18 protein-coding genes are annotated in these 24,733 nt (G+C 52.1%); 3 read left to right on the top strand and 15 right to left on the bottom strand.

Features of this window, described 5'->3' with window-relative positions; translation table 11 throughout:
• Positions 1–156: 156 nt before the first annotated feature.
• The 7 genes from uvrA to AC0QH1_RS15705 form a co-directional block, all read right to left on the bottom strand.
• Positions 157–3,105, bottom strand: a complete 2,949-nt coding sequence (gene uvrA / locus AC0QH1_RS15675; protein WP_324632141.1) for an excinuclease ABC subunit UvrA — start codon at positions 3,103–3,105, stop codon at positions 157–159.
• A gap of 138 nt (positions 3,106–3,243) precedes the next feature.
• Positions 3,244–6,222, bottom strand: a complete 2,979-nt coding sequence (gene pruA / locus AC0QH1_RS15680; RefSeq protein ID WP_324632142.1) for an L-glutamate gamma-semialdehyde dehydrogenase — start codon at positions 6,220–6,222, stop codon at positions 3,244–3,246.
• 344 nt (positions 6,223–6,566) lie between these two features.
• Complete coding sequence (locus AC0QH1_RS15685) at positions 6,567–7,112, bottom strand: tetratricopeptide repeat protein (protein ID WP_324632143.1); 546 nt, start codon at positions 7,110–7,112, stop codon at positions 6,567–6,569.
• 111 nt (positions 7,113–7,223) lie between these two features.
• On the bottom strand, positions 7,224–7,883 hold the full coding sequence (locus tag AC0QH1_RS15690) for a V4R domain-containing protein (protein ID WP_324632144.1): 660 nt from the start codon (positions 7,881–7,883) through the stop codon (positions 7,224–7,226).
• A 126-nt stretch (positions 7,884–8,009) separates the two neighbouring features.
• Positions 8,010–8,486 (bottom strand): globin family protein, encoded by a 477-nt coding sequence (locus tag AC0QH1_RS15695; protein ID WP_324632145.1) that lies wholly within the window; start codon positions 8,484–8,486, stop codon positions 8,010–8,012.
• Positions 8,487–8,565: 79 nt separating this feature from the next.
• Positions 8,566–8,835: a hypothetical protein gene (locus AC0QH1_RS15700; protein WP_324632146.1), complete on the bottom strand. Its 270-nt coding sequence runs from the start codon at positions 8,833–8,835 to the stop codon at positions 8,566–8,568.
• Positions 8,832–9,533 (bottom strand): V4R domain-containing protein, encoded by a 702-nt coding sequence (locus AC0QH1_RS15705; protein WP_324632147.1) that lies wholly within the window; start codon positions 9,531–9,533, stop codon positions 8,832–8,834. The genes AC0QH1_RS15700 and AC0QH1_RS15705 overlap by 4 nt, the downstream gene beginning before the upstream one ends.
• Before the next feature lie 377 nt (positions 9,534–9,910).
• Here AC0QH1_RS15705 and AC0QH1_RS15710 point away from each other — a divergent pair, with 377 nt between their 5' ends.
• Complete coding sequence (locus AC0QH1_RS15710; protein WP_324632148.1) at positions 9,911–12,151, top strand: caspase family protein; 2,241 nt, start codon at positions 9,911–9,913, stop codon at positions 12,149–12,151.
• Between the two features lie 66 nt (positions 12,152–12,217).
• On the opposite strand, the gene AC0QH1_RS15715 is transcribed toward AC0QH1_RS15710, so the two are convergent.
• From AC0QH1_RS15715 to AC0QH1_RS15750, 8 genes are all read right to left on the bottom strand, one after another.
• Positions 12,218–14,254 carry a GAF domain-containing protein gene (locus AC0QH1_RS15715; RefSeq protein WP_324632149.1) on the bottom strand — a complete coding sequence of 679 codons (2,037 nt, stop codon included), beginning with the start codon at positions 14,252–14,254 and terminating at the stop codon, positions 12,218–12,220.
• Between the two features lie 572 nt (positions 14,255–14,826).
• Complete coding sequence (locus tag AC0QH1_RS15720; protein ID WP_324632150.1) at positions 14,827–17,667, bottom strand: GAF domain-containing sensor histidine kinase; 2,841 nt, start codon at positions 17,665–17,667, stop codon at positions 14,827–14,829.
• A gap of 982 nt (positions 17,668–18,649) precedes the next feature.
• Entirely contained in the window at positions 18,650–19,111 is a 462-nt protein-coding gene (locus AC0QH1_RS15725) for an NADAR family protein (protein WP_324632151.1), read from the bottom strand.
• Positions 19,086–19,223, bottom strand: coding sequence for a hypothetical protein (locus AC0QH1_RS15730; RefSeq protein ID WP_324632152.1), 138 nt, complete (start codon positions 19,221–19,223; stop codon positions 19,086–19,088). The genes AC0QH1_RS15725 and AC0QH1_RS15730 overlap by 26 nt, the downstream gene beginning before the upstream one ends.
• 277 nt (positions 19,224–19,500) lie before the next feature.
• Complete coding sequence (locus AC0QH1_RS15735; protein ID WP_324632153.1) at positions 19,501–20,637, bottom strand: geranylgeranyl reductase family protein; 1,137 nt, start codon at positions 20,635–20,637, stop codon at positions 19,501–19,503.
• 405 nt (positions 20,638–21,042) lie between these two features.
• A complete protein-coding gene (gene frr / locus AC0QH1_RS15740) occupies positions 21,043–21,591 on the bottom strand; it encodes a ribosome recycling factor (protein ID WP_324632154.1) in 549 nt (182 codons plus the stop codon).
• Positions 21,578–22,306: a UMP kinase gene (pyrH, locus tag AC0QH1_RS15745; protein ID WP_324632159.1), complete on the bottom strand. Its 729-nt coding sequence runs from the start codon at positions 22,304–22,306 to the stop codon at positions 21,578–21,580. The genes frr and pyrH overlap by 14 nt, the downstream gene beginning before the upstream one ends.
• A gap of 184 nt (positions 22,307–22,490) precedes the next feature.
• Positions 22,491–23,045: a thioredoxin family protein gene (locus AC0QH1_RS15750; RefSeq protein ID WP_324632155.1), complete on the bottom strand. Its 555-nt coding sequence runs from the start codon at positions 23,043–23,045 to the stop codon at positions 22,491–22,493.
• Between the two features lie 325 nt (positions 23,046–23,370).
• Here AC0QH1_RS15750 and AC0QH1_RS15755 point away from each other — a divergent pair, with 325 nt between their 5' ends.
• Positions 23,371–24,315 carry an alpha/beta fold hydrolase gene (locus AC0QH1_RS15755; RefSeq protein WP_324632157.1) on the top strand — a complete coding sequence of 315 codons (945 nt, stop codon included), beginning with the start codon at positions 23,371–23,373 and terminating at the stop codon, positions 24,313–24,315.
• A gap of 220 nt (positions 24,316–24,535) precedes the next feature.
• Entirely contained in the window at positions 24,536–24,727 is a 192-nt protein-coding gene (locus tag AC0QH1_RS15760; protein WP_324632158.1) for a hypothetical protein, read from the top strand.
• The last annotated feature ends 6 nt before the right edge of the window (positions 24,728–24,733 follow it).

A 24,733-nucleotide genomic window follows, 5' to 3' on the forward strand; every position in this document is an offset into this window, starting at 1 on the left:
CCGCCTACGCGGACTAATAAAAGGCGGGCGATTGAAATCGCGCCTGGGCAGGCTAAGTCCGCCTACGCGGACTAATATAACTGATAGAACTCGTTCCCAGCATGTGCTGGGAACGGGCAATCGGAGGCTATGCCTCCTGTTACCCATTGTGTTCCCCTAGTTGTTTGCGGAGGCACTGGGATAGTGCTGCAAGACTTGCTGCAAATAGTGTCCGGTGTAAGAGGTGGGATGTTGGGCGACTTCTTCGGGGGTACCGCAGGCGATCGCTTCCCCGCCTTTGTCTCCCCCTTCCGGTCCGAGGTCGATTATCCAATCCGCACAACGAATCACATCTAAATTGTGCTCGATAACTAAAACCGAATTGCCTTTATCCACCAACCGTTGCAACACATTTAACAACTGATGCACGTCATAAAACGATAACCCGGTGGTGGGTTCGTCAATTAAATACAGGGTTTTCCCCGTGGCGCGACGAGACAATTCGGTTGCCAATTTTACCCGTTGCGCTTCTCCCCCGGAGAGCGTTGGGGCGGGTTGTCCCAAATGAATGTAACCGAGACCCACATCAACCAACGTCTGCAAGCGGTTTTTCGCTCTGGGAATATTTTTAAACAATTCTAACGCTTCTTCCACGGTCATATTCAGCACGTCAGCAATGGATTTTCCCTTGTACTTCACTTGCAGGGTTTCTCGATTGTACCGCGCACCTTTACAGATTTCGCACTGCACGTAAACATCGGGCAAAAAGTTCATGGAAATTACATTAACCCCTTGTCCGCCACAAGCTTCGCAGCGTCCTCCTTTGACGTTAAATGAGAATTGTCCCGGTTTGTAACCTCGCGCTTTTGCTTCGATGGTTTGGGCAAATAGTCCGCGAATCACATCAAAAACCCCGGTATAAGTTGCCGGATTAGAGCGCGGGGTTCTGCCAATCGGCGATTGGTCGATGACAATCACTTTATCCACGGCATCTTTCAGTTGTTCTTCTCCTGGGGCGTCCAAGGCATCCATTTCTTTGGGAAAGGGGACGCGACGGGTGAGGTGATGTTGCAGCGCCGGATAAAGCAGTTCGTTAATTAAGGTGGATTTGCCGGATCCGGAAACCCCGGTGACGCAGATTAATGTTCCTAATGGAATTTCGACGGTAATCTGTTGTAAGTTGTTGCGGCGACAGCGTTTCATTACCAGCGATCGCCCATTTCCGCTTCTTCGTTCTGCCGGGGTTTCGATGACTTTGCGCCCGGAAAGATATGCCCCGGTGAGGGAGTTTTCCGCCTTTAAAATTTCCCCTAAATCTCCTTGGGCGACAATCTCGCCGCCATGCACCCCGGCACCCGGACCGATATCGACGATACAATCGGCGCTGCGAATGGTATCCTCATCATGTTCGACCACAATCAAGGTATTGCCCAAGTCGCGCAACTTGGTTAAGGTATGCAGCAGACGCCCGTTATCGCGCTGATGCAGTCCGATGCTGGGTTCGTCGAGTACGTATAGCACGCCCGTCAAGCCGGCACCAATTTGGGTGGCGAGGCGAATGCGCTGGGCTTCGCCGCCGGAAAGGCTCATGGCGGGGCGGTCTAGGGTGAGATAATCCAATCCCACATCCAGGAGAAATTGCAGTCGGGCGCGGATTTCTCTGAGAACCAGTTCGGCAATTTTGGCTTGCCGATCGCTCAACTCCAATTGCTCGATCCGCTCTAAAGAGTCGCCAATCGAAACGCTGGTTAATTCGCTAATCCCATATTGTCCCACGCGCACGGAAAGTGCTTCGGGTTTGAGGCGTTTTCCCTGACAACTCTCGCAGGGGCGATCGACTAAATACTGTTCTAATTTTTGCTTTTGCAATTCGGTGGCGGTTTCTTCATATTGCCGCTGCAAAATTGGCAGTGCTCCGCTATAGCGTCGGTAGGCATCCCACTGTTCGATCCAGATAGCTTCATCGGTGCCATATAAAATTGCATTTTGCTGGTCGCGGGTTAAATGCTTCCACTGGGTGTCTAGTTCAAAGCCATAGATTTCCGCGAGATTGTAGAGCATGGACAGATAGTAGGAGTTTTCTTTCTCCGCCCAAGGCGCGATCGCTTCATAAACCGGCGCATCGGGATTGGGCACCACTAAATCGGCAGCAAAGGTGCGAAAACTGCCCAATCCGTGACAGGTTTCGCAAGCGCCATAGGGGGAATTAAAGGAGAACAATCGCGGCGAAAGTTCTTGCATCACCGCGCCATGTTCGGGACAGGCAAAGTTTTCGGAAAAAACGATTTCTGCGGCGGAATTATCGGCAGCTTCGGTGTTATTGAGCAGGTGAATAATGGCGATGCCATTGGCATGACGCAAGCTGGTGGCGAGGGAGTCAAAGAGTCGTTCTTCGATGCCCGGTTTTTTAATCAGTCGGTCTACGACAATTTCGATGGTATGGGTGGCGTTTTTATTCAGGGCGATTTTGTCGGAAAGGTCGCGCACTTCGCCATCCACGCGCACGCGCACGAAGCCTTCGGCGGCGAGACTGGAGAGGAGTTTTTTGTGAGTTCCTTTTTTGCCGCGCACCACGGGGGCGAGGATTTGGAATTTGGTGCGATCGGGCAGTTCCATCACTCGGTCGCACATTTCGTCAAGGGTTTGCGGGGCGATGGAGCGATCGCAAATCGGGCAGTAGGGAGTTCCGGCCCTTCCGAATAATAACCGCAGGTAATCGTAAATTTCGGTGACGGTGCCCACGGTAGAACGCGGGTTGTGCGAGGTAGATTTTTGGTCGATGGAAATTGCCGGGGAGAGTCCTTCGATGGATTCGACGTCGGGTTTGTTGACTTGTCCGAGGAATTGGCGGGCATAGGCGCTGAGGGACTCGACGTAGCGACGCTGACCCTCGGCGAAAATCGTATCGAAGGCGAGGGAAGATTTGCCGGAACCGGAGACGCCGGTAAACACGATCAGGCGATCGCGGGGCAATTCGAGGTCGAGGTTTTTCAGGTTATGCTGTCTCGCGCCGCGAATGCGAATTCCGTGGCGAACCGCACTAGGAGGGAGTACGCTGTGGGCGAGGGATTTTCCGTTTAAGTTTTCTACAGGGGGGTTTTGACGGCGATCGGCACGTTTAGGCATAGTTGGTTTCGATACATTACTTAACAATTTTAGCGCTCTGCGGTGCCGATCGCGGGGTGGAGAATCATCGGGTGGGGGTTCGGATATCCGGGGGGTGGTGCGTCACCCCCGCATTTGAGTGGCGGGGGTGGTGCTGGATTATTCCATCTCCGGGATTGGGGCAAACCCTTGACGTTGGATGTTTTCGGTGACGGTGCGCGGTTCGAGGAATTGCAGCAGGTAATCCGGACCCCCGGCTTTGGATCCGACGCCGGAGAGTTTAAATCCGCCGAAGGATTGGCGGGCGACGATCGCGCCGGTAATTCCTCGGTTGATATACAAGTTGCCCACTTCAAACTCGGCGGTGGCGCGCTGGATGTGGGACGGGGTGCGAGAATACAGCCCGCCAGTGAGGGCGAATTGGGTGCCGTTGGCAATCTCTAGGGCTTCGTCGAAGGTCTTGGCGCGCATCACCGATAGGACCGGCCCGAAGATTTCTTCTTGGGCGATCGCCGCATCGGGGCGCACTTCGGTAAAGATAACCGGACCGATGAAGTAGCCGGTGTCGGGGGCGGGCATTTCCAGGGCGAGTTCTGCCTCGGATTTGCCTTTGTCGATGTAGCCGCGTATGCGATCGCGGGCGCTGGCATCGATAACTGGACCGACTTGGGTGCTGGGGTCTTCGGCGGCACCGACATTCAGCGATCGCGTGGCTTCGAGGGTGCGAGTCAGAAAGCTCTCGTACACCGGTTCGAGGACGATGGCGCGGGAACAAGCGGAACATTTCTGGCCGCTATAGCCAAAGGCGGATTGCACCACTCCCGCCACGGCGCGGTCTAAATCGGCACTTTCATCGACGATTATCGCATTTTTGCCGCCCATTTCGGCAATCACTTTTTTCAAGTGGCGTTGTCCCGGTTGTAGCACGGCGGCGTCGGCATAAATGCGGCAGCCCACTTCTTGGGAACCGGTAAAGGCGATGGTATTGACTTCGGGATGTTTCACTAAGTGCGAGCCAACGCTGGACCCCTGGCAAGGTACGTACTGAAAGACGCCGGGGGGAATGCCGGCCTCGATGAGGATTTCGCCAATTTTCGCGGCGATGACGGAGGAGACTTCGGCGGGTTTTAATAAGGTGCAGTTTCCAGTGACTAGGGAGGCGACAGTCATGCCGGTGGGAATGGCAAAGGGGAAGTTCCAAGGGGCAATGACCACGGTGATGCCGCGCGGTTGATAGTGATAGCGATTGGTTTCGCCGGCGACATCGTAATTATATCCGCGCGCCAGCCGTTCCATTTCGTTGGCGTAGTAGCGACAGAAGTCGATGCCTTCGGAGACTTCGCCATCACATTGGCTCAAGGGTTTGCCTACTTCTAGCATCATCCAGGCGCAGAGTTCTGGTCGCCGTTGTTCCATGAGGTCGGCGGCTTTGCGAAGGATGGCGGCGCGTTGGGCGGGCGGGGTGTTGCGCCACTGGGGTAAGGCGGCTTTGGCGGTGGCGATCGCGCGATCGGCTTGTTCGATGGAGAGCAAGCCGATGGTGCCGATGGTTTCGCTGGGGTTGGAGGGGTTTACAGAGTCTACGGTGTTGGCGGTGTTGATGCGATCGCCGTTGATACGGGGTAAATAGGTTTTGCCGAGTTGCTGACGCACGCTTTGCAAGGCTTGCACCACCTTTTCTCGCGCTTGGGCGTCGGCGAAGTCGGTATCGGCGGCGGCGTTGGGCAGTGCGGGGCTGTGGATTTCGAGTTCGCCTTTGCCGTTGGGATTCGGCGGTGCGATCAGTTCTTCCCCGGGTCGCTCTTCCAGGCTTTGGCGCAGGAATGAGGTGTTGGCGGTGTTTTCCAGCAAGCGCCGAATCAGATAGGCCATGCCGGGAAGCAGTTCCCCGTAGGGGCAGTACATCCGCACGCGATGCCCTTGTTGTGCTAAGACTTTGGCGAGTTTATCTCCCATGCCATATAGCACTTGCAGCTCGAAGCGACGGCGCGGGATGTTGAGGCGTTGGGCGAGGGCGATCGCTTTCGCTTGGGAGCGCACGTTGTGTGAGCCAATGGCGGCGTAGATATATTCGTGATTTTCCAGCAGCAGTTCGGTCAACCGCTCGAAATTCGCATCGGTGGCGGCTTTGTCGTTATACACGGGTTGCGGCCAGTGTTTCTGCTTGGCAGCAATGGTTTCTAAATCCCAGTAGGCTCCTTTGATCAGTCGCAGGGTGACGGGAGTGCCCCGCTGTTTTGCCCATTCAATTAAGTCTTTCAGGTCTTTTTCGCTGTCGCGCAAGTAGGCTTGCAGGGTGAGGCCAATATGCCGCCGATGGCGAAATTCTTCTTCGAGGAGCAACCGTTTGAGGATCGAGAAGGTGAGGTCTTTGTAGTGATATTGTTCGATATCGAAGTGAACCCCCGCGCCCACTTTCTCCGCGTGACGCAGCAGGGTGCGGATGCGATCGCTAACTCGTCGTTCGCTTCCTTTGGCATCCAAAGGGTCGAATTGCGAGTAAAATGCGGTTAACTTCACCGAAACCTGCACTCGGGGCAGTTCTTCCCCATCCGCTTCGTCAATCTGCGGCACTTTCGGCCATTTTTTCGCCGCCTCGGTAAGTTGGGTCATCAATTCCAGATAACCCTCTAAATAGGACTGGGCTTCGGCTTCGGTAATCACCGCTTCTCCCAGTAAGTCCATCGTAAATGCCATTTTGTCTTTCCGCAGGCGTTCGATGGTTTTTATCGCTTGTTTGATGTTTTCCCCGGCAATGTACTTTTGCGCCAGGGTCTCCACCGCTGTGGATACTGTGGTGGCGGCAATTTGCCCGGGCATTGAGTCGCCACTGCTAAAGTTGAGCAGTTTTTTCAAGGCGTCGGGGAGTTCGACTTCCTCTACGGTTAGGTATTCTTTTAAATGACGCGCAATTTCCGCTTTGCTACGCAATGCAGGCAAACAGTCAATGAAGCGAAAGAGCTGCACCCGCAACCCGGGGTTGCTCATCGCCCAGGCAAGCAGTTTATCATCCCAGCGCATTTGATCTTGCAACTGGGCGAAAAATGAGCGTTTCTCCTGAATTGCACTGAGCAGTTGCTTGGCGATTTCTTGGGTTTTCGCCTCGTCGGTTTTGTTCTCGGACCGTTGTACTACCACGGCTTTTTTTACCCTCTATCTGTCGATCTGCCTGTAGTCCACTCAGACCCCTGAGCGGACTACAAACTTAATATTGTATCGTATTTCTCCCCCCACATTCTGGCGAAAATCTTCGGCACTCTCCGGTTTAAATGTTAAGTTTTTTTACGCTACGAATGGGGGCTTTATTGGTGCTATATATTGCACTTATTTGGTGAGTTTAACACTGGCGCAAGCAAATTGTCAAGGGCGATCGCTTTTTTCGATTTCTCCCCCGCCTCAACTTTCACAAAATTCTCGCGATTTACCCGCCCTTACACCCCATTTACCCATCGATTGCACTGCCAAGCTAGGGCAATCCTACCCTATTTTTTTCCCTTAATTTTCCGCATCTTGGCGCGGATCCAAGCGCCCAGCTTTTGCCCGAGGGGAATGCAGGCGCGCTTGACGATGTTCGAGATTAATTTAAGTTTTTCTACCGGGGTGGTGGGCTTGCGTTTTTGTCGTTCTTCTTCTATAATCTCCCAAGCGGTTTCCGTGAAAGAAAGCCGTTGTTCGGACTGTTTCAGCCATTGGATGACTGTGTGAATTATCCGCTCTTTCACCGTGCGGCGGCGACGCAGACGCACGTCAGAGGACAAACTCGGATAGCGTTTATCTAATTCGGAAAGGCTGTGGTCGGCCCATTGTTTGACTTTGGCGTTTTTGCTTTGCAGCAGGTCTTGGCAGGTTTTCCACGCTAGGCGAGGTTTCCCATCCCCTTCGTAAGCGATCGCTAATGCCATTTTGGTGCGTTCTATGGTGGGTTGGTGCAATTCTAGTTCTAGGACGCTTTCTAAATGGGCGATCGCCTCTCCATAATCCTCCGCTTTGAGCGCCGCTATCCCCGCTCTAAAATTGGTACTGTTCATCGGGTTTACCCCCCCATATTCGGGTTAAATTTGAATCATTTCATCTCCCCTGGGGTTTGTCATTGGTCAATTGACCAATGACCATTGACCAATGACTCGCTTAATTCAGTTTTACCCTTCGCATAACTTGGTCATAATGGTGTCGTGGTCTTCTCCTTGTGCCACCCATGCTTCTGCTGGTTTGAGGCGATCGCTCAATCCCAGAACGAAAATATTAAATTCTGCGCCCAAGGATTCGCAGGCGGTTTGGACGCAGTGGAGGTCGCGACCCGTCAACTGACTGAAATAGGCGCTTAAAATGCCGGCTTCTAGGAAACAAACCGGGCGCTTCCAGTTGGGGGCTTTGGCGGTATAGGGAGAGTGTTTCGTTTTCACCGCCAAAAAGCCGCGATCGTAATACTCCTGATTGAAATTCAAAATGCCCCAGCCATTGGTTTTCCAAAGCTGTTGCAAACATTGGAGAAATTCTACCATCTCCATTTCGGCGATCGGTTTGCCATAATACTCGTTAATTTCTTCGCAAAATCGCACGTAGAAATTTTTCCCCCACCACTTGCCACAGTTAAACAAAACCAGGCGCGCCGCCGATCCGGTTTCTTCTTCTAACCCGGCATAAATTGCATCAATCAAGGTTTCCGGAACTGCCAACAAGCGATCGCCGCGTCGATTTTCCAGCAGTCCGAGTTCTAAATCACCCCGCACGTAAACATCATAAGCAAAATAATTCCCCGGCAAGTGTTTGTCTTTAACCAAATTGGAAATCGAAATCATAGTCGCGCTCCTGAATCGTTAATATTTGAAGCTTTCACTTCCCGCAGACGCACCCCGGCACGTCTCGACTCCTCCTTGTCTCTCAACTGTAAGCTATGAGACTGATTTTTCACCGCTCAATTGCGCTCAACTTAAGCCCGCTGATTCTGCCAATAGGATTTTCTTGGCTTGATCCACAAACGGCAACAGCAAGGGGAGTTGTTTTTCGGAGAGATGTTTTTTCAAGCTAGCGAGCAACAGTTGATAAATCTTTTCTTCAATGGGTTGGGTGTTGTGGGTTTCCACTAATCCTTTCATCCAATCTTGCAAGCGCAGTTGGAGAAATTCGGGGTCGCTCAATAACATGGCGGTGGCGCAGTAGCGGACAATCAGCAGCCAATGCTTCAGCGATCGCTCTAAGGTTTCTTGGTTTTCGTTGGGAAAGGCTTTGACCAGGTTATCCGCCACTGGTTGAAAGATGGGTTCTTCTTTTTCCCGGAGGAGTTCGTAAGTTTCCATGCGCCTTGCTAAAGATGCAGCATAGCGACGAAACAGTTCGATTTCGTTGGCTTGAAGATAGCGTTCTTCTGCTTGCTCCAATAGGCGAGAAATTTCTGGATGCATGATGGTTTAGGGATGTTGGATATAAGATGCTAAGGTTTGGGGAGAAAAAATCCCGGCGATCGCCTGGGCATTTGCAGGGCTAAAACGCATCGAGCAGATCCCCGAGGGTGACTTCTTCAAATTCAGAATCCTTCGGCGGAAGCGCTGCAGAAACTTTTGGCACCGAACCCACTTCTGGCGTCCCTTCCCAGGGAAGCAAGCGGAAATAGTCCGCCACGGATAAGCTCAAGCGAGACGTGGGGGTGGCGCGATCGCCATTCCCCCGGGTGGCGAGGGATTGTCCTTGCCAATTACATTGACTAAAAAAGTCTGCAACCGATAGTTTTAACCAAGAAGTCTCGGCGGTCATTTTAATCGTTCTCCTGCTTCTAAGCGAGTTTGAATATCGCGAGCGGTTGCCCCTTCATTTTGCCAAAAAGCAGCCGCATCAATGCGGTCTTGACTGCCAAGCAAAAATTTACAATAGGTTTCCCCCATTGAGTAGCATTGCAGCTCGATGCAGCTCAGTTTTTTTCGCACCAAAGCGGTGAAAAATCCGGCAAACAAGCCGGCATAGATATAACAAACTGGTTTGCCCACATCGCCGAGGGTACGAGCCACTGCAGAATCAAAGAGGTTAATGAACATAAAGCCATGCTTGCGATCGCTTAAATCCACTTCCCAGCGTCCCCATCCCTGGGCGGTAAAGGGCCACCACCAGGTTTCGAGCAAAAACATCAAATTCGCTTGGCGGATCTCGCGCTGATATTCTTTTTCAAACCACTGTTTGAAAAACTCCGCATCCTTGGTTCCCCATTGGCACCCAATGGTGTACATAATCACCGATGAAGCGCTACCCACTTCTTCTTCTAAACCCTCCACCAGTCCGACGATAAAATCTTCGCTGGCAAAGAGATTGCGCGACTGGTTCCAGTCGGTGACGATTCCCGTTTCCGGTTGAAACGAGAAAAAGTCTTGAAACCCATAGTGGTTGTGCTTTTTGGAGGGTTTCTTTTTTGAACTACCTGCTGATTTGGACTCTGGCTTTTTTCCGGTGGATACCACCATGTTACGCTACTCCTTTGATGACTAGGCTCAGTGCGATCGCATTTCAGCTTGATGTCAGTGAACCCACAGACTCAACCCGGTGGGTCGGTGACTCATCGCACCATCTCTATCTAATTGTAGGAAACTTATCTGGCAAGTTAAAACGTTAATTTCTCGGAAATCGGGTGAAAAAGTACAAATCCCCGGTGGGGCGTCTCTAACAAGCACTTGGCTAAATTAAATGGGAGCTTTTCCTTGACATTTCCCCACTTTTGTGCTACACCAGTGTGAAACCTGGAAATCTTTCGATCGCAGTCGGTCTTTTCCGAAAACCCAGGCTCAGACAACTGAGGAGGAAGACCGGGCAAGACCCTCTCTGCACGTCAGGGCGAGCGGTGATGTCAGCCAACCGTTGCGGCGCTTTCCTCATGGCCACCGAATCGCGCCTCGGGTCTGACGCCGATCGCGGAACTATCCACCCGGCGATCGCTTTTCCCATACCATCGGCTGTATGTTTCGAGTCGATTTCCAAATTCGTCTTTTTGAACAATTCAGGGGAGGGGGTAATGAAAACCTATGCAGGGATTTTAATTGGCATCGATGACTATAAATTTTTCCAGCCGTTAAGCTATGCCAAACAAGACGCCCAAGGGGTTAAAAATTATCTGGTGGAAAAAGCCGGGTTTACCCCGAACCGATGCGTATTGCTTACCGAAACTGCATCCAGGAGAGATAGCCACTCCCCCTATCCCACAAGAGACAATCTGGTGTGGGCGATCGATGACATCTGTCGCAATCGCTTACATGCCGGCGATGTGTTGTGGTTCTTTTTCAGTGGCTACGGCGTAAGCTGGGAAGGCGAAGACTATTTGATGCCCATTGAAGGCAATCCGGAGGACATCCCGGGAACGGGAATTTCTATGCGATCGCTTTATAGCACCCTCCAGTCTTGCCCCGCCGAACAAATCGTGGTCTTCCTGGATATGAACCGCGCCACCGGCACCAGCGCCGATGAAACCATCGGCGTGGATACCATCTCCCTCGCCCGGGAAATGGAAATTCCCACGGTCATCTCTTGCCAACACAACCAATTTTCTCGCGAAACTGCCGCACTGCAGCATGGCTTTTTTACCACCACACTCCTAGAAGCATTGAAAGCGGGTCGCGGGCACACCCTGGAAACTCTGGCGCAATACATGGGCGATCGCTTACCTCAACTGTGCGAAGAACACTTTCGCCCTGCACAACATCCAATGTTCTCCGTTCACCCGTTGGTTAAATTTCCCCAACCCATTTTACCCGAACTCGGTCCGAGCGTTCCAGAACAAAACTGGGCTGCCGCTGTGCCCCTCAGCGCGGGCAAGGCAAACCTGGAACCTTCCGAGGAAACGCCCCCGCAAAACGCGCCACCGCCGACGAACCAAACCGTACCACCGGCGATCGCCCCTCCCACCACCTCCTCGGGCAATGGTGTCTCTACCAATGGAGATACAAATAACGCCAAGACTTCCAAACCGTCGCAACCTCCCACCGCCACCCCCAAACCACCCCCACCACGGGAAGAAAAATCTAACACCGTAGGTAAGTTGCTCTTCTGGGGCGGTATCTTGGCCCTGATTTTGCTGCTGGGCGTCTTGCTGCGGACTATTCTCAGTGTGATGCAAGGCACCACCCCCGAACCCCAGGTGGTGGAATCCTTGCCGACTGTGACGGATGAAGCTCCCCAAGCAATGGAAACCACCACCATCCCCCCAACACAAGAACAGCCGGAAGCCGCAACTACCGAAGACACGGAAGCGGCAACCCCGGAAGACACGGAAGCGGCAACTACTGAAGACACGGAAGCGGTAACTACTGAAGACACGGAAGCGGCAACTACCGAAGATACGGAAGCGGCAACCTCGGAAGACACGGAAGCGGCAACTACCGAAGATACGGAAGCGGCTAATGCTGGGGATGAGGAAGCGGAAACCACCACTGCAGCGGACGATCGCACTCAACCGCTGAGTGCAACTCCCGCCAGCGAAGGCGCAGCGGAAAGGGGCGATCGCGAACCGTTGGATCGGGCAAGATTGTCGTTGGAAAATACCCAAGCATCGCAATTCACTCAGGCGATCGCCCAAGCGCGACAAGTGCCAGAAAACGATCCGCTTTACGACCAAGCCCAGGAACAGATTACCCGCTGGGGTGAGGTGATTCTCGATATTGCGATGGGGCGCGCGAAACAGGGCAATTATGAAGGGGCGATCGCCGCCGCCAAATTGGTACCGCCCGATCGCGAGCAACTGAAAGCCCAGGTGCAGGAAGTCTTACCGGTTTGGGAACAGCAATACAAACTCGAACAAGCCAACCGACAGCGATTGCTCGAAGCCCAGAAACTGGTCAAACCCGCACAGGCGTCTACCTACAGCAAGGCGATCGCGATCGCCAGCCAAATTCCGGCAGGTCAACCGCAATACGAACAAGCCAGAGCGCTCATCAATCGCTGGAGCGATAAAATTTTCGACATCGCCCAATATCGCGCCCGTCGTCGTCGCTTCAGTGCAGCCATTCAAGCCGCCCAATTAATCCCCGAAAACACCACCGCCTATCCCGCCGCCCAAGAGGCGATCGAAAAATGGGAACAGCGACGGCGATAATCAAGAATTGAGAATTGAGAATGAAGAAGAAACTGTTTTCTCAATTCTCAATTCTCAAGGCTGCACTCAAGCCGCCGAGGAGGTGAATTGAGCCTGGGCTAAAGGGATGTGAATGTAGAATGTCGTGCCCTGTCCGGGTTGAGAAACGCAGGAGATAGTTCCCCCATGTTTTTCCACCACAATTTGATAGCTGATAGAGAGTCCCAAACCGGTGCCAGACCCCACAGGTTTGGTGGTAAAAAACGGGTCGAAGATGCGCGATCGCACCTCCTCGGAGATTCCCGACCCATTGTCAGCGATGCAGATAACGACCGAGGGCGTTGGGGGAGGTGGGGAGAGATTCGTCACGGTGGAAGAGTTTGCCATTTGGCGATCGTCTCTGAGGAATTCAGTGCGAATCGAGATTCGTTTGGGGTGGGCTTGCATTTCTTGCACGGATAAGCCGCGATCGCGGATCTCTAGCGCATCAATTGCATTACTCAAAATATTCATAAACACCTGATTCATCTGCGCCGCATAGCACTCCACCGGGGGCAACTCCCCATATTCCTTCACCACTTCAATTCCGGGGCGATCGGGTCGGCTTTTCAGTCGCGGTTGCAGAATCAACAGGGTGCTGTCGATCCCTTCATGCAAATTCACCGGAATTTTCTCCGCGCGATCCAAGCGCGAGAAATTCCGCAACGACGACACCAAACCGCGAATCCGGTTTACCCCCACTTTCATCGACTGCAACAGTTTGGGCAAATCTTCGCGCAAAAAATCCAGTTCGATCGCTTCGGCAAACTCTTGAATCTCCGTTTCCGATGTAGGATAATGCGCCTGGTAAAGTTGCAGCAATTCGAGCAAGTCATCGGTATAGTCGCCGGCGTGGTTGAGATTGCCAGAAATAAAATTAACCGGGTTATTGAGTTCGTGGGCCACCCCCGCCACTAACTGGCCCAAGCTGGCCATTTTTTCGCTTTGCACCAGTTGGCTTTGTGCCTCCTGTAAGGAGTGGAGGGCGCTGCTGAGTTCGGCGGTTTGCTTTTGGGTTTTTTCCAGCAATTCCGCTTGTTGAACCGCGATGCCAAACTGAACGCCGATTTGAGCGAGCAATTCCACTTCATCCTCATGCCACTGTCGAGGCCCGGAATTTTGATAGGCAGCTAACAATCCCCAGAGGGTGTTTCCCGGCATAATGGGGACGATAATGTAGGCTTTGGCTTGAAATTGTTCCAGCAGGCGAATGTGACATTCGGAATGGCCGACATTATAGATATCGTCCACTGCCAAGCTTTGATTGTGACGGTAGCGACCCCCGGCACTTTCTTGCAAGTGAGTATCGGCGATCGGGGGTAGGTTTCCCACCAAGGCATTCCAGCCCGGGGCAAAGGATTCGGCGACGAAGTAACCACTCCAATCCGGGTTAAAGCGATACACGGCGACCCGATCGCTGTTGAGAAGCTGGCGCACTTCTTGGGTTGCGGTATCGAAAATCGTTTGGATGTCGAGCGATCGCCGAATCCGATCGATGGTTCGGGCTACGGCTTTCTCTCTTTCGGCAACGCGACTTTGTTGCGACACCTGTACCTGCATCACGCCCCGTTCTTCCGACTGTTGCAGCGCCATTGCCAGGAGTTCGCTAATTGCGCCCAGCCATTCAATTTCGCCCGGTTCCCACTGGCGATCGCCCCGGCATTGATGCACGCACAATCCCCCCCAGAGGCAATTGTCTTTTCGCAGGGGAACGGTGAGTTCGCTTCTCACTTGCATGCGATCGCAAAAGTGGCTATCAGGCGATCGCTCTTCCGGGGGCGCGCAAGAGCTGACGCGGATGCGATCGCCTACAACGTCGCATGACTCCACCCGTTCGCCCAACGCCGACACCCACCCGGGTGCCACATCTTCAGCAATAAATTGCCCTTGATTTCCCTCGCCGGCGGGCCACTTGCGAAATACGAGGACGCGATCGGCATTGAGTAACTCTCGCACCGCCTGAGTGATGGTGGTGAATAGGGTATCGAGTTCCACAGACTCGCGAATTTGCCCTAGAATGCGAGTCATGGTTTTATATCGTTCTGATTCAAGCTCGGCGATCGTGCTTGGTTGCGCTGATGCCATACAAAAACCTCCCCATATTGTGGTTATCGGAGTGCCCTCAAAGCTTGGATCGATTTCCCGCCCCCATTCTCCAAAGTTTCTGTGTTCGAGTGGGGAATGCACCGGGGGTAACGACCCACCGAGGGTTAAAACGTTTTAAAATCTGTACCGAAGTTTATTAATTTTGTGAATAGATGCCCTGCTTTCACTCTATTATAGAGCTTCGATTTTTGCTCGTCCTCGTCTTCCAGATTTAAACCCTCGATACCTCCGTCTGGCGGCGCGATCGCCATGATTGATTTAGCTTATTTATTACCCTCATAAAATTTTCCTATCTGGCAATTTTTGCAAGCCCTCACGGCTCTGCATTTTCCCGGGAATCATGCGATCGCTCTAGGGTGTGTATATTTTTTAACAATTTTGGCGGGGAATTTATCGGGGTCAAATTTACCGGAATCGACCCTTTCATGTGCTGACTCTGCGGAAATTTTCCCTGCTAAAATAGCATGTTTCAACTTTAACCATGCCGAGGGAGGAGGGACACGGGAGTGCCGTGTCCTGAAATAAAAGGGGGGTAAACCCTCGAAGAGCGACTACCGCATAAAACGAGCTTGGGAGGGAGAGGACTTTTTCGGCAAACGGTGTGACGGTGCAAGGCGACGACTGACCGGAATTTCAATGGCGAATTCAGTGCCTTGACCCGGTTGGGAAATGCAATCAAATTGACCCCCATGTTTTTCCACCACAATCTGATAGCTAATCGAGAGACCCATCCCGGTGCCTTTGCCGATATCTTTGGTGGTAAAAAACGGTTCAAAAATGCGCGATCGCAGACGTTCGGGAATCCCCGGCCCATTGTCAGAAATCCGAATAATTGCCCGCTTTTCACCCATCGCGCGATCGCTCGCTATTGCCGTGCGAATCGTAATTTGACTGGGGGACTCGCGCCGTTCTTTCTCCGAGCGATCTTTGTCGCGCTGTTCTAAAGCATCGATGGCATTACTCAAAATATTCATAAACACTTGATTGAGCTGGCCGGCATAGCAATCCACCGATGGAAGTTCCCCATATTCTTTCACGACGTGGATTTCCGGACGATCGGACTTTGATTTGAGTCGGTGGTGTAAAATTAACAAAGTGCTGTCAATGCCATCATGGATATTAACCGGCTTCATTTCCGCTTGATCCAAGCGCGAGAAATTCCGCAAACTCAGCACGATACTGCGAATGCGTTCTGCACCGACTTTCATCGAAGCGAGCATTTTGGGGAAATCCTCCACCAGAAAATCTAAGTCAATTTCCTCCATCAACTCGCGCATTTCGGGTTCCGGGTCGGGCAAATACTTTTGATAGAGTTTTTGTAATTCCAGCAAATCATCCGCATACTGACTGGCGTGAGAAAGGTTGCCGTAGATAAAATTCACCGGGTTATTAATTTCGTGAGCGATACCCGCCACCAATTGTCCGAGGCTGGACATTTTTTCCCCTTGAATTAATTGGGTTTGAGCGCTTTGCAAATCTTCTACGGCTTGTTCTAATTCCACCGCTTGGGCTTGAGCTTTTGCGGCAGCGGCTTGACTTTGTTGATATAATTGCGCTTGGCCGATCGCGATCGCGGCTCGATCCGCCAATTGTTGCAGCAAATCGATTTCCGTTTCTTGCCACACGCGCGGGCGATCGCACTGGTGAGCGATCAAAAATCCCCACAGTTCCGAACCCATCCGGATCGGCACGATTAAATTGGCTTTCACCTGAATGGTGGCTAAAAATTCCTGGTGACAGGGGCTAATTTCTGCCGTTGCGATATCGTTAATCGCCCGTACCCGTCCTTTTAAGTACATATTGCAATATTCCAGCGGAATACATCCGGGACAGCGAACCCCCAACACCGACTCCCATCCTGGGCGCAGATCTTCCACGGCGATCTCGCCGAGTCCATCCTTGCCAAACTGGTAAATCACCACGCGATCGGCCTCGAGCAAATTCCGCACTTGTTGCACGATGGTTTGCAAAATCGTGGTTAAATCTAACGTGCTGCGGATTTGGTCGGTAATTTGTTTGAGAATGCGGGTAAATTGTAAAGACTGCTGTAGCTCGGCGGTGCGCTTTTGTACTTGTTGCTCTAAGTTGCTGTTGAGGGAGTGAACTTCTTTATAAAGCAAATATTGCTCGATCGCCATTGAAAAATGATCCCCTAACGACCGCGCCATTTGGGTTTCTTCTACCGTCCATTCGCGAGACTGACCGGTTTTGCGTTCCCGCCATGCCTCAAAAGATTGTCGGGGAAGGAGTTGTTTGAGATTGCTGTCAAAGCGTCCGGCCCAGAGGGTTTCGGTTTCGATCGCTTGGCGGAAAATGGTCAGACAACCGAGGAATTGTCGGCGATAGAATAAAGGCACCACCAACATGCTGCGAATCGAAGTAGACCGGAAAGCATGGAGAAAGGGTTTAAAGTGGGGGGTTTTGTAAAGATTGGCGAAAGGCCAAATTGCCGGATGCTTGCTATCGAGACGCAGGTGGGCTTTTAATTCGCGCTGTAGCCATTGTTGCCACAGGGGATGGGCTTCTAGAGGTTGGGATTCTGCCGAGGCGATCGCGGTGGGTTGTTCGCCGACGGTAAATAATTCCCAGGCGCTGTCGAGATCGTCACCACCGGTAGAATGTTTTGCCGCGATATAGAGCCTGCCCCCGCAACCGGATAATGCAGCCACCGTGGCTTCTAGTGCGGCTTGTACTTCAATGGTGGGTTGAGCGTGGAGCAAAGTTGCCACCCGGTTGATGGTGGCTTCCCGGGCTTGTTGGGCGCGGGTGGCTTCCAGCAAGGTGGCTTGGGCGATCGCCACCGACACCTGATCGGCGACTAACTGCACTAACTGCAAATCATCTTCGGAAATCGCGCGCGGTTCGACGTTATGGGAGACGATTAGTCCCCAGAGACTCTGCTGATGCAGGATCGGCACCACCAAGGAGGAATTGACCCCCATCGCCCGCAGATAGGTTAGATGGCATGGATCCACTGGCCGATAGTGAATATCGTCCCCCACCGGTTCCCCTGTTTCCGCACGGGCCAGGGGACTCATGCCGATTCGTTCTTGACCCACATCCACGATCGAACGAACCCGATCTTTGACAAATCGCTCCCGCGCTTTTTCCGGGATGTCATCTGCCGGAAAGTTTAATCCTTTCAGGGAGGCAAGCCGACTCTCGTAAATCGACTCGGCAATGACTTTGCCACTGCCATCCGCATTAAACTGATAGACCATTACCCGATCGGTTCCCAGCAAGGAGCGGATTTCGGCGGCGGTGGCGCTTAAAATCTCTGGTAATTCTAGAGACTGTCGAATCCGGTTAAGCATCCGGTGTAGCAAGACTTCGCGATCGAGTCTTTGTTGCAAGATTTGCCCGTTATTGCTGTTATTATTTGTGATTGTCATAGAAAATTTGCCGTTTGAAATTCATAGGTTTTACCTGGGGCAGAAATTACCTTCTGCCCTTCCCATCAAAAAGGAAATCTCAGCCGCTATAGAAATCGCCCGGTTCGCGGTTGTTCGCCGCTTCCCGAAACTGGCGCTCTGTTGGCTGACAGGGATTGGAGTGCCCCCAGACGACGATCCCCATTGGCTGAGGCTAAATTCATCCTGCCAGCTCTAATCCCAAATCCGATCGCCAACCCGAAATGCACCCGCTTAGGGGTATGATAGCTGAGTGCCTGTTTTTAAGGCTTTTTACTTAATCATATCAACAAAATCTAAAATTTTTCTTCAGATGAAGGGCGATCGCTGCGCTATAAGTGAGGTTTATCTAACTTAAACCCCTTGACAACTGGCTTCATATATTGTTATAATGACAATTCTGTGGGTGACGCAAACAAAGCCGCCGCCTTCCCGAAAATTCGTGCCGATTGTCCCGCACCTTGCCAGATTCCCACCGTCGCCTCTCATACAAAGCGGCGATCGCGGTAATTCTACTTAACAACTTTTCTTAAAATTAACCCCCCTTCCCCCGGCGTGCTATTCCAATTTTACCCCCGCTTGAGGCTTGACAAATCTTTAAGGTTGTGGTACTTAACGGAGCGGTTTTTTTCACCGGGGTTCCCTGGTGGCGCTCGATTCGGGTCTCGCTTCCCGGTTCTGGCACTGGAAATCTGAAGGGCGGGTGGCGGTTGTATATAATTGTTAATTGGTAATGATTTAGCCTGGATTGCACACAGCAAAACGTCTTTTTTGTGCCTGGGTAAAAACATGTAAAGTAACACTGAAGTGAGAAAAGAAAGGTGGGTTTTTCGGGAGAATGACGGGAATAATTCAATGGAGAAAAAACCTGGCGAAGGTTCGCCACCTGAGTGTATAGGGTCAAATTTCCTACCCCCACCCCGACGCCCAGGGGAGGGGATAAAATAAACAGAAAAAAGCGAAGTCAGTGGGGAGAGTGGTGGTGATGTCGGAGTTTTTCGCGCACGCGCATCAGCAATTTTCCCAGATGATTGTGACCGGTGCGGTCCGCACCACAGCCCCAAAAGTAATCTTTCGGCGAATCTTCCACCAACGGGCGATCGCCAGTATCGAGCAACACCTGCTGAATGTCCGGGTGAGTGGAAAATTTGGCCCACACCGCTTCTTTCATAATTGCCAGTTTCGCCGCTTCCCAATCCGGGCGCAACTTGCGAGTGCGATCGCGGCCCAATTGTGCCGCCTCTTCCGGGGTTTTTGCGGCGCGAATTTTAACCATTAAAAACTCATTTTCCGTGCCGAGAAATTTATGGGCTTGATAATAATGTTCTACCGTGGGCCAATCCAGACCTTTCAGGTGAATTCCATGAGGAGAAAAATTGGAAAAACAACCGTAGGGTTCGTCAACTTTGTAAAAGTAAATAGTCATCGGCGATAAAATAGTTGGTTGGGCGATAAACGAGACAGATAGAAACAGGAAGTTGGCGAAAGGCTTGCTTGGCATTCCCGCTAATTTGAGCCAGGGCGATCGCTTGACGCAACGGTAAAAACCTCTCGGATTTCCACCCTCTATCGATTGAAATTATATGCCTTGTCGCTTCATCAAACCCGATTGATTTCCCAAAAACCACTGTTTTGGGGAAATCTACCCATTTCGAGGTTTCCCACCACCGCCTTGTTTCCACAGCACTTTGAGCTTGCAAAGCGAGGAATAACCCAAAGCGGTGCGGGAAAAAACAGTTCGAGCGAATCCGGGTGTTCGCCCACCCGTCAGCCCGATCCCACGTTCGCCGCGACGGAGGATTCAACCCAATCGCATCAACCGCCGAAACCCGGAATCAGGTTTTTCTTCAGACGGCTAATCGCCTTATCGGCGATGTCGCTATAATTGGTGTCCCCGCACAAAACGTCAGCCATACTTTGGGTGGCGGCGGGACGCTTGACCCCGACTTTATACGCGATTTTGGGAATTTTGTAAAACAAACCGGCCACCCGAGAGGCCCATACCATCTGACCCCCCCATTCTTCATTCATCACTTGGGTGTAATTTTCCAAGGCGTTGGCACTTCCGCTTAAGGCGCGATCGATGGCTTCGGCGGCTTTGACGCCGCTAAACATCGAGGGGCGAATGCCTTCTGCGGTTAGTGGATCCACTACTGCCGCCGCTTCTCCGGCTAAAATGGCATTTTCGGTGTGGAGTTTTTGCTCCCCATTCCACAAGCGCAGGGAATCCGTGGCGCAATGGTTGGGGTTGACATCATAGCCCGATGCGGTGGCATACTGAGTCAGCATTTTGCTGAGGTCTTCTTTGCCTTTCCCCTGTAAGTCAGCGATCGCCAGGGATAAACCGTCAGCTTTGGGGAAGTTCCAGATAAAGCCTTTTTTGATTTTGCCAAAGTCAAACTGAATTTTGGGGGCGTTCGGATCCGCTCCCTTCGGGAGTGGGACTTCTAAGGCGACGGCGGGGTGCAGCTCGCCGTCTTTGAAGCCCAGCAATTTCCGCATCGGACCGCGAGCGCCATCGGCGGCGATGATATAGCGCGCTTCCAGGGTTTCGCTGGAAGTCTTGACCGAAAAGCGATCGCCGTTGAACTCCACGGCGGTGACGGCGCTGTTGTCTTTTACTTGCGCGCCTTGGTTTTTCGCTTGTTCGATGAGAAACTGGTCAAATACATCCCGGCGTACCATCCACATCGGTTCGGGGTTGTTCAGGGTCACTTCTACCGGATCGCTGCCTTCCCAGGTATAGCGTAGCTGATTGACTTTCTGGGAAATAGCGGGGGAAAAGTCAAAGTCAAACCATTGGGCGATCGCCGGAGATACACCCCCTGCACAGGGTTTATATCGCGGCAAAGATTCTTTTTCCAGAACTAAAACCGAGTGTCTTTTTTTGGCGAGGTGATAGGCGGCGCTTCCACCTGCCGGACCGGCTCCTACGATAATGCAATCGAACATAATACCTGTTTTTTGCTTTTCAAGTCTTTAGGTTTTATGCCACAAAATTGCCCTTCTAGCCTCTGTCATCCGATAGAGGAAAATGCCACACCCATTCCAGTGCGGCATCCCGATTGTCGCCTAAAAGCAGCACAGTCTTGCGGCAAAACTGTTGGTGAACTACAATATTTTTAGCCCAGTTCCGGAGAATTTTCCGTGAAGTTTTCCCCTGTGACCTGCAATCAATGGGGGGGGTTTTTTACTGATGTTTGAGCGGTGGCTCCAACCTACCGGGCGATCGCAGTTTTCAACCCGCTATAATCGAGTCTCTTGAATCACTCTATGACGCCTCCCCCCCCTAAATTGCGCTTCGGTGGGGGAAGCTTCATATTCCCTGCCACTTCGGTGGTAGATATCTCCCGAAAATCAGACAGTAGAGATGTCTTCTTCTTTCGCGGCAAGTAGCTCGTCAATTTGGTTAACGTACTTGTCAGTGAGCTTTTGAATTGAATCTTGCAAATCCCGGGATTCATCTTGCGACAGGTCGCTATTTTTTTCTTTTTTGCGAACCTCATCGATGGCATCGCGGCGGATATTGCGGATGGAGACTTTGCCTTCTTCTGCATATTTCCCCGCCAGTTTGACAAACTCCTGACGGCGATCGCTCGTCAGTGGCGGAATGTTCAAGCGAATAATCGAGCCATCATTGTTGGGGGTCAAGCCCAAATCCGACATCATAATTGCTTTTTCCACCACCGCAAGGCTGGTGGGGTCAAACGGTTGAATCGCCAGCGTCGTAGCATCTGGCGTACTGATGCTAGCCAAAGATTTCAGGGGAGTGGGACTCCCGTAGTATTCCACCATCACCTTATCGAGCAAGCTAGCATTAGCTCTGCCGGTGCGAATGGTGTTAAAAGCGCGTCGAGTTGCATCGACGGCTTTTTTCATATTGTTTTCTATTTCAGGTAATTTCACAAAAACCTCCCACTGTCGTTCCTACTTTTTCTCCCATGACAGCTCGGCGGATGTTGCCCGGTACCGAGATGTCGAAGACAACGATCGGGATATCATTTTCTTTACATAAGGCGATCGCGGTACTATCCATTACCCGTAATTCATTGGTCAGTACGTGCCCGTAAGTCAGGCTTTCGTACCGTTTGGCATCGGGGTTAACATGCGGATCGCTATCGTAGACCCCATCAACTTTGGTTGCCTTGAAGATGACCTCCGCGTTGATTTCAGCAGCGCGCAGGGCTGCTGTGGTATCCGTGGTAAAGAAAGGATTCCCGGAGCCTGCCCCAAAAATAACCACCCGTTTTTTTTCCAGGTGGCGAATGGCGCGGCGACGGATATAAGGTTCTGCCACTTCCTGCATGGCGATCGCGGTTTGCACGCGGGTGGGGATTCCCATTCGTTCGAGAGAATCCTGCAAGGTCATGGCATTCATTACTGTAGCAATCATACCAATATAATCAGCCGTGGCGCGATCCATCCCAGAGGCGGATCCTTTGACACCGCGAAAGATGTTCCCACCACCGACAACGATTGCCAGTTCTGTACCATCACCGATCACCTCTGCCACTTGTTGTGCAATTTGCTGCACCACCATTGGATCGATGCCGTAGGCAAGCTCACCCATTAGTGCCTCACCGCTCAGTTTCAGTAAAACCCGCTGGTAAACTCTCCCCATGAAGTCACTATTTTCCCAATTCGATTTGCCTCCTCCTAAAGATAGCAGCATGGGGGCGTTTTGCCATCTACTAACTGACAAATCAACCTTGCGGGGCAATCCCTCAAACTGCTCCTGAGTTATTGTACTCCCTTGTCAGCGCCCGCCCACACCTTCGCCGGGGAGAAGGAACCTTCTGCGCCACTCAGCTCTCGGAGGGTCGCCATTTTAGATCGCAACCCACCACCTGCGTCGAAGCGATCGCAATCGATTCTCCAGCCAGCAGGCTGCCGATCGCCGATCGCAAATATGGCTCCTTCACTGCTGTGGGTTCCTCGGCATTATCGTCAATTGCCCCGTTATAGCGAATCACTCCCTCTCGATCGAGCAAAAACACTTCCGGGGTCTTCTGCGCCCCAAAGCCGCGCGCCACATCCTGATTCGCATCGCGCAGGTAGGGAAAATTCAACTCCTTGAAGGAGGCAAAGCGTTTCATGCTCTCGAAGCTGTCTTCTGGATAGTCTCTCATATCGTTGGAGTTAATCCCCATCGCCGTAAAACCCCTTTCTTGAAAGTCAGCTTGCAGTTGTTTGAGACGTTCTAGATAGGCACCCACGTAAGGACAGTGATTGCACATAAAAATCACTGCCACCACCCGATATTGGTCTAGGTAACGCGCTAAATGGTAAACGCGATCGTCAATTCCGGGCAGTTCAAAATCCGGTGCATGGCTCCCGATAGCAGTACCCGTATTTTTCATCACTCTAAACCCTTTTGTTTTGCTATGGACTGAGCGCATTAGAAAGAGCGGTCGGCTTCTCAATTTCCGCATCCTTCCGACCCGCCTCGAAAAAGCTGGCTCTTTTCTTAGTTTATCTAGCAATTCGACTCCAGTAAATTTTTGCTCTGGTGGAATTCTCCCTCCTGCCTGAGATTTTGTCCCATAATAGGTACTGAATCTACCCCCCACGGGTTCCCTCAATCAGGGGCGATCGCGATCGGTTCCTTGCCTCCCGAGGCTCTGAACTTGTATCCGCATCCCCCTCGGTTCGCCGCCATCCGTTCACTTTTATTGTCTTTTTCCTATGACTGTCTCTGCTTCTAACCACTCCCCCTCCGCTTACCGCGCCCACGCCGAATTCAAACAGTGGACCTGGCGGGGTTTTCCCATCTGCTACCAGCACCAAGGCACCCACGGACCGGCAGTGATTCTCGTTCACGGATTTGGTGCCTCCTGCGGACATTGGCGCAAAAATCTCCCCGCCCTGGCAAACCATTGTCGCGTCTATGCGATCGATTTGCTCGGCTTCGGTGCCTCGGCAAAACCCACCCCCAATCTGGAAATCTCCTACACCTTTGAAACCTGGGCGGCGCAACTCGCCGATTTCTGCCGCGAAATTGTCGGCTCTCCCGCCTTCTTCGTCGGTAATTCTATCGGCTGCGTCGCGATCGCTCAAGCCGCCGTAGATAATCCCGATCTGGCTTTGGGTGTGGTTTTGATTAACTGCTCCCTGCGTCTGCTCCACGATCGCAAACGTGCCGCAATGCCTTGGTATCGACGCCTCGGCGCACCATTAGCACAAAAAATACTAAATGTCAAGTGGATCGGCCAGCTTTTTTTCAAACAACTCGCCACCCCAAAAACTGTTAAGAAAATTCTCCTACAAGCCTATCGCCGAGATGAAGCCGTAACCGACGAATTAGTAGATATTATCCTCTCCCCCTCCCGAGACGCCGGCGCAGTAGATGTCTTTGTGGCTTTTATCAGTTACTCCCAAGGTCCGTTACCGGAAGAATTGCTCCCCATTTTACCCTGTCGCGCCCTGATATTATGGGGAACTGACGACCCCTGGGAACCGATCGCCCTCGGTCAAGAATTTGCCCAAATTCCCACCGTGGAAAAATTTATCCCCTTACCCGGATTGGGCCATTGTCCCCAAGATGAAGCCCCAGAAATTGTCAATCCCATTTTAGAAGAGTGGATCTTACAAAAATCCGCGCTTCTACACCAGCAAAACTCAACCCAGTAACATCCCGCCCACGCAAAATCCCTCGGGCGCGCAATTCCCCCCGCTTATGCATGCTGAGCTTGTGTGAGGTGCGATAAGTACCCCCCACCATCCGGCAGGGATTAAAATAAAAGCCTCATATTACATTCAGTTAAAAACCGACTGAAAGTCTTACAAAACAACTATTTTAGTCGGTTTCAACCGACTTTAACTATTAGCCGGGGGATTTATCCCCCGGCGGGTGTTGCTATTAGCCGGGGGATTTATCCCCCGGCGGGTGTTGCTATTAGCCGGGGCATTTATCCCCCGGCGGGAGTTGCTATTAACCGGGGCATTTATCCCCCGGCGGGTGTTGCTATTAGCCGGGGCATTTATCCCCCGGCGGGTGTTGCTATTAACCGGGGCATTTATCCCCCGGCGGGAGTTGCTTTAACTATTA

The organism is Phormidium sp. CCY1219 (genome assembly GCF_055795085.1).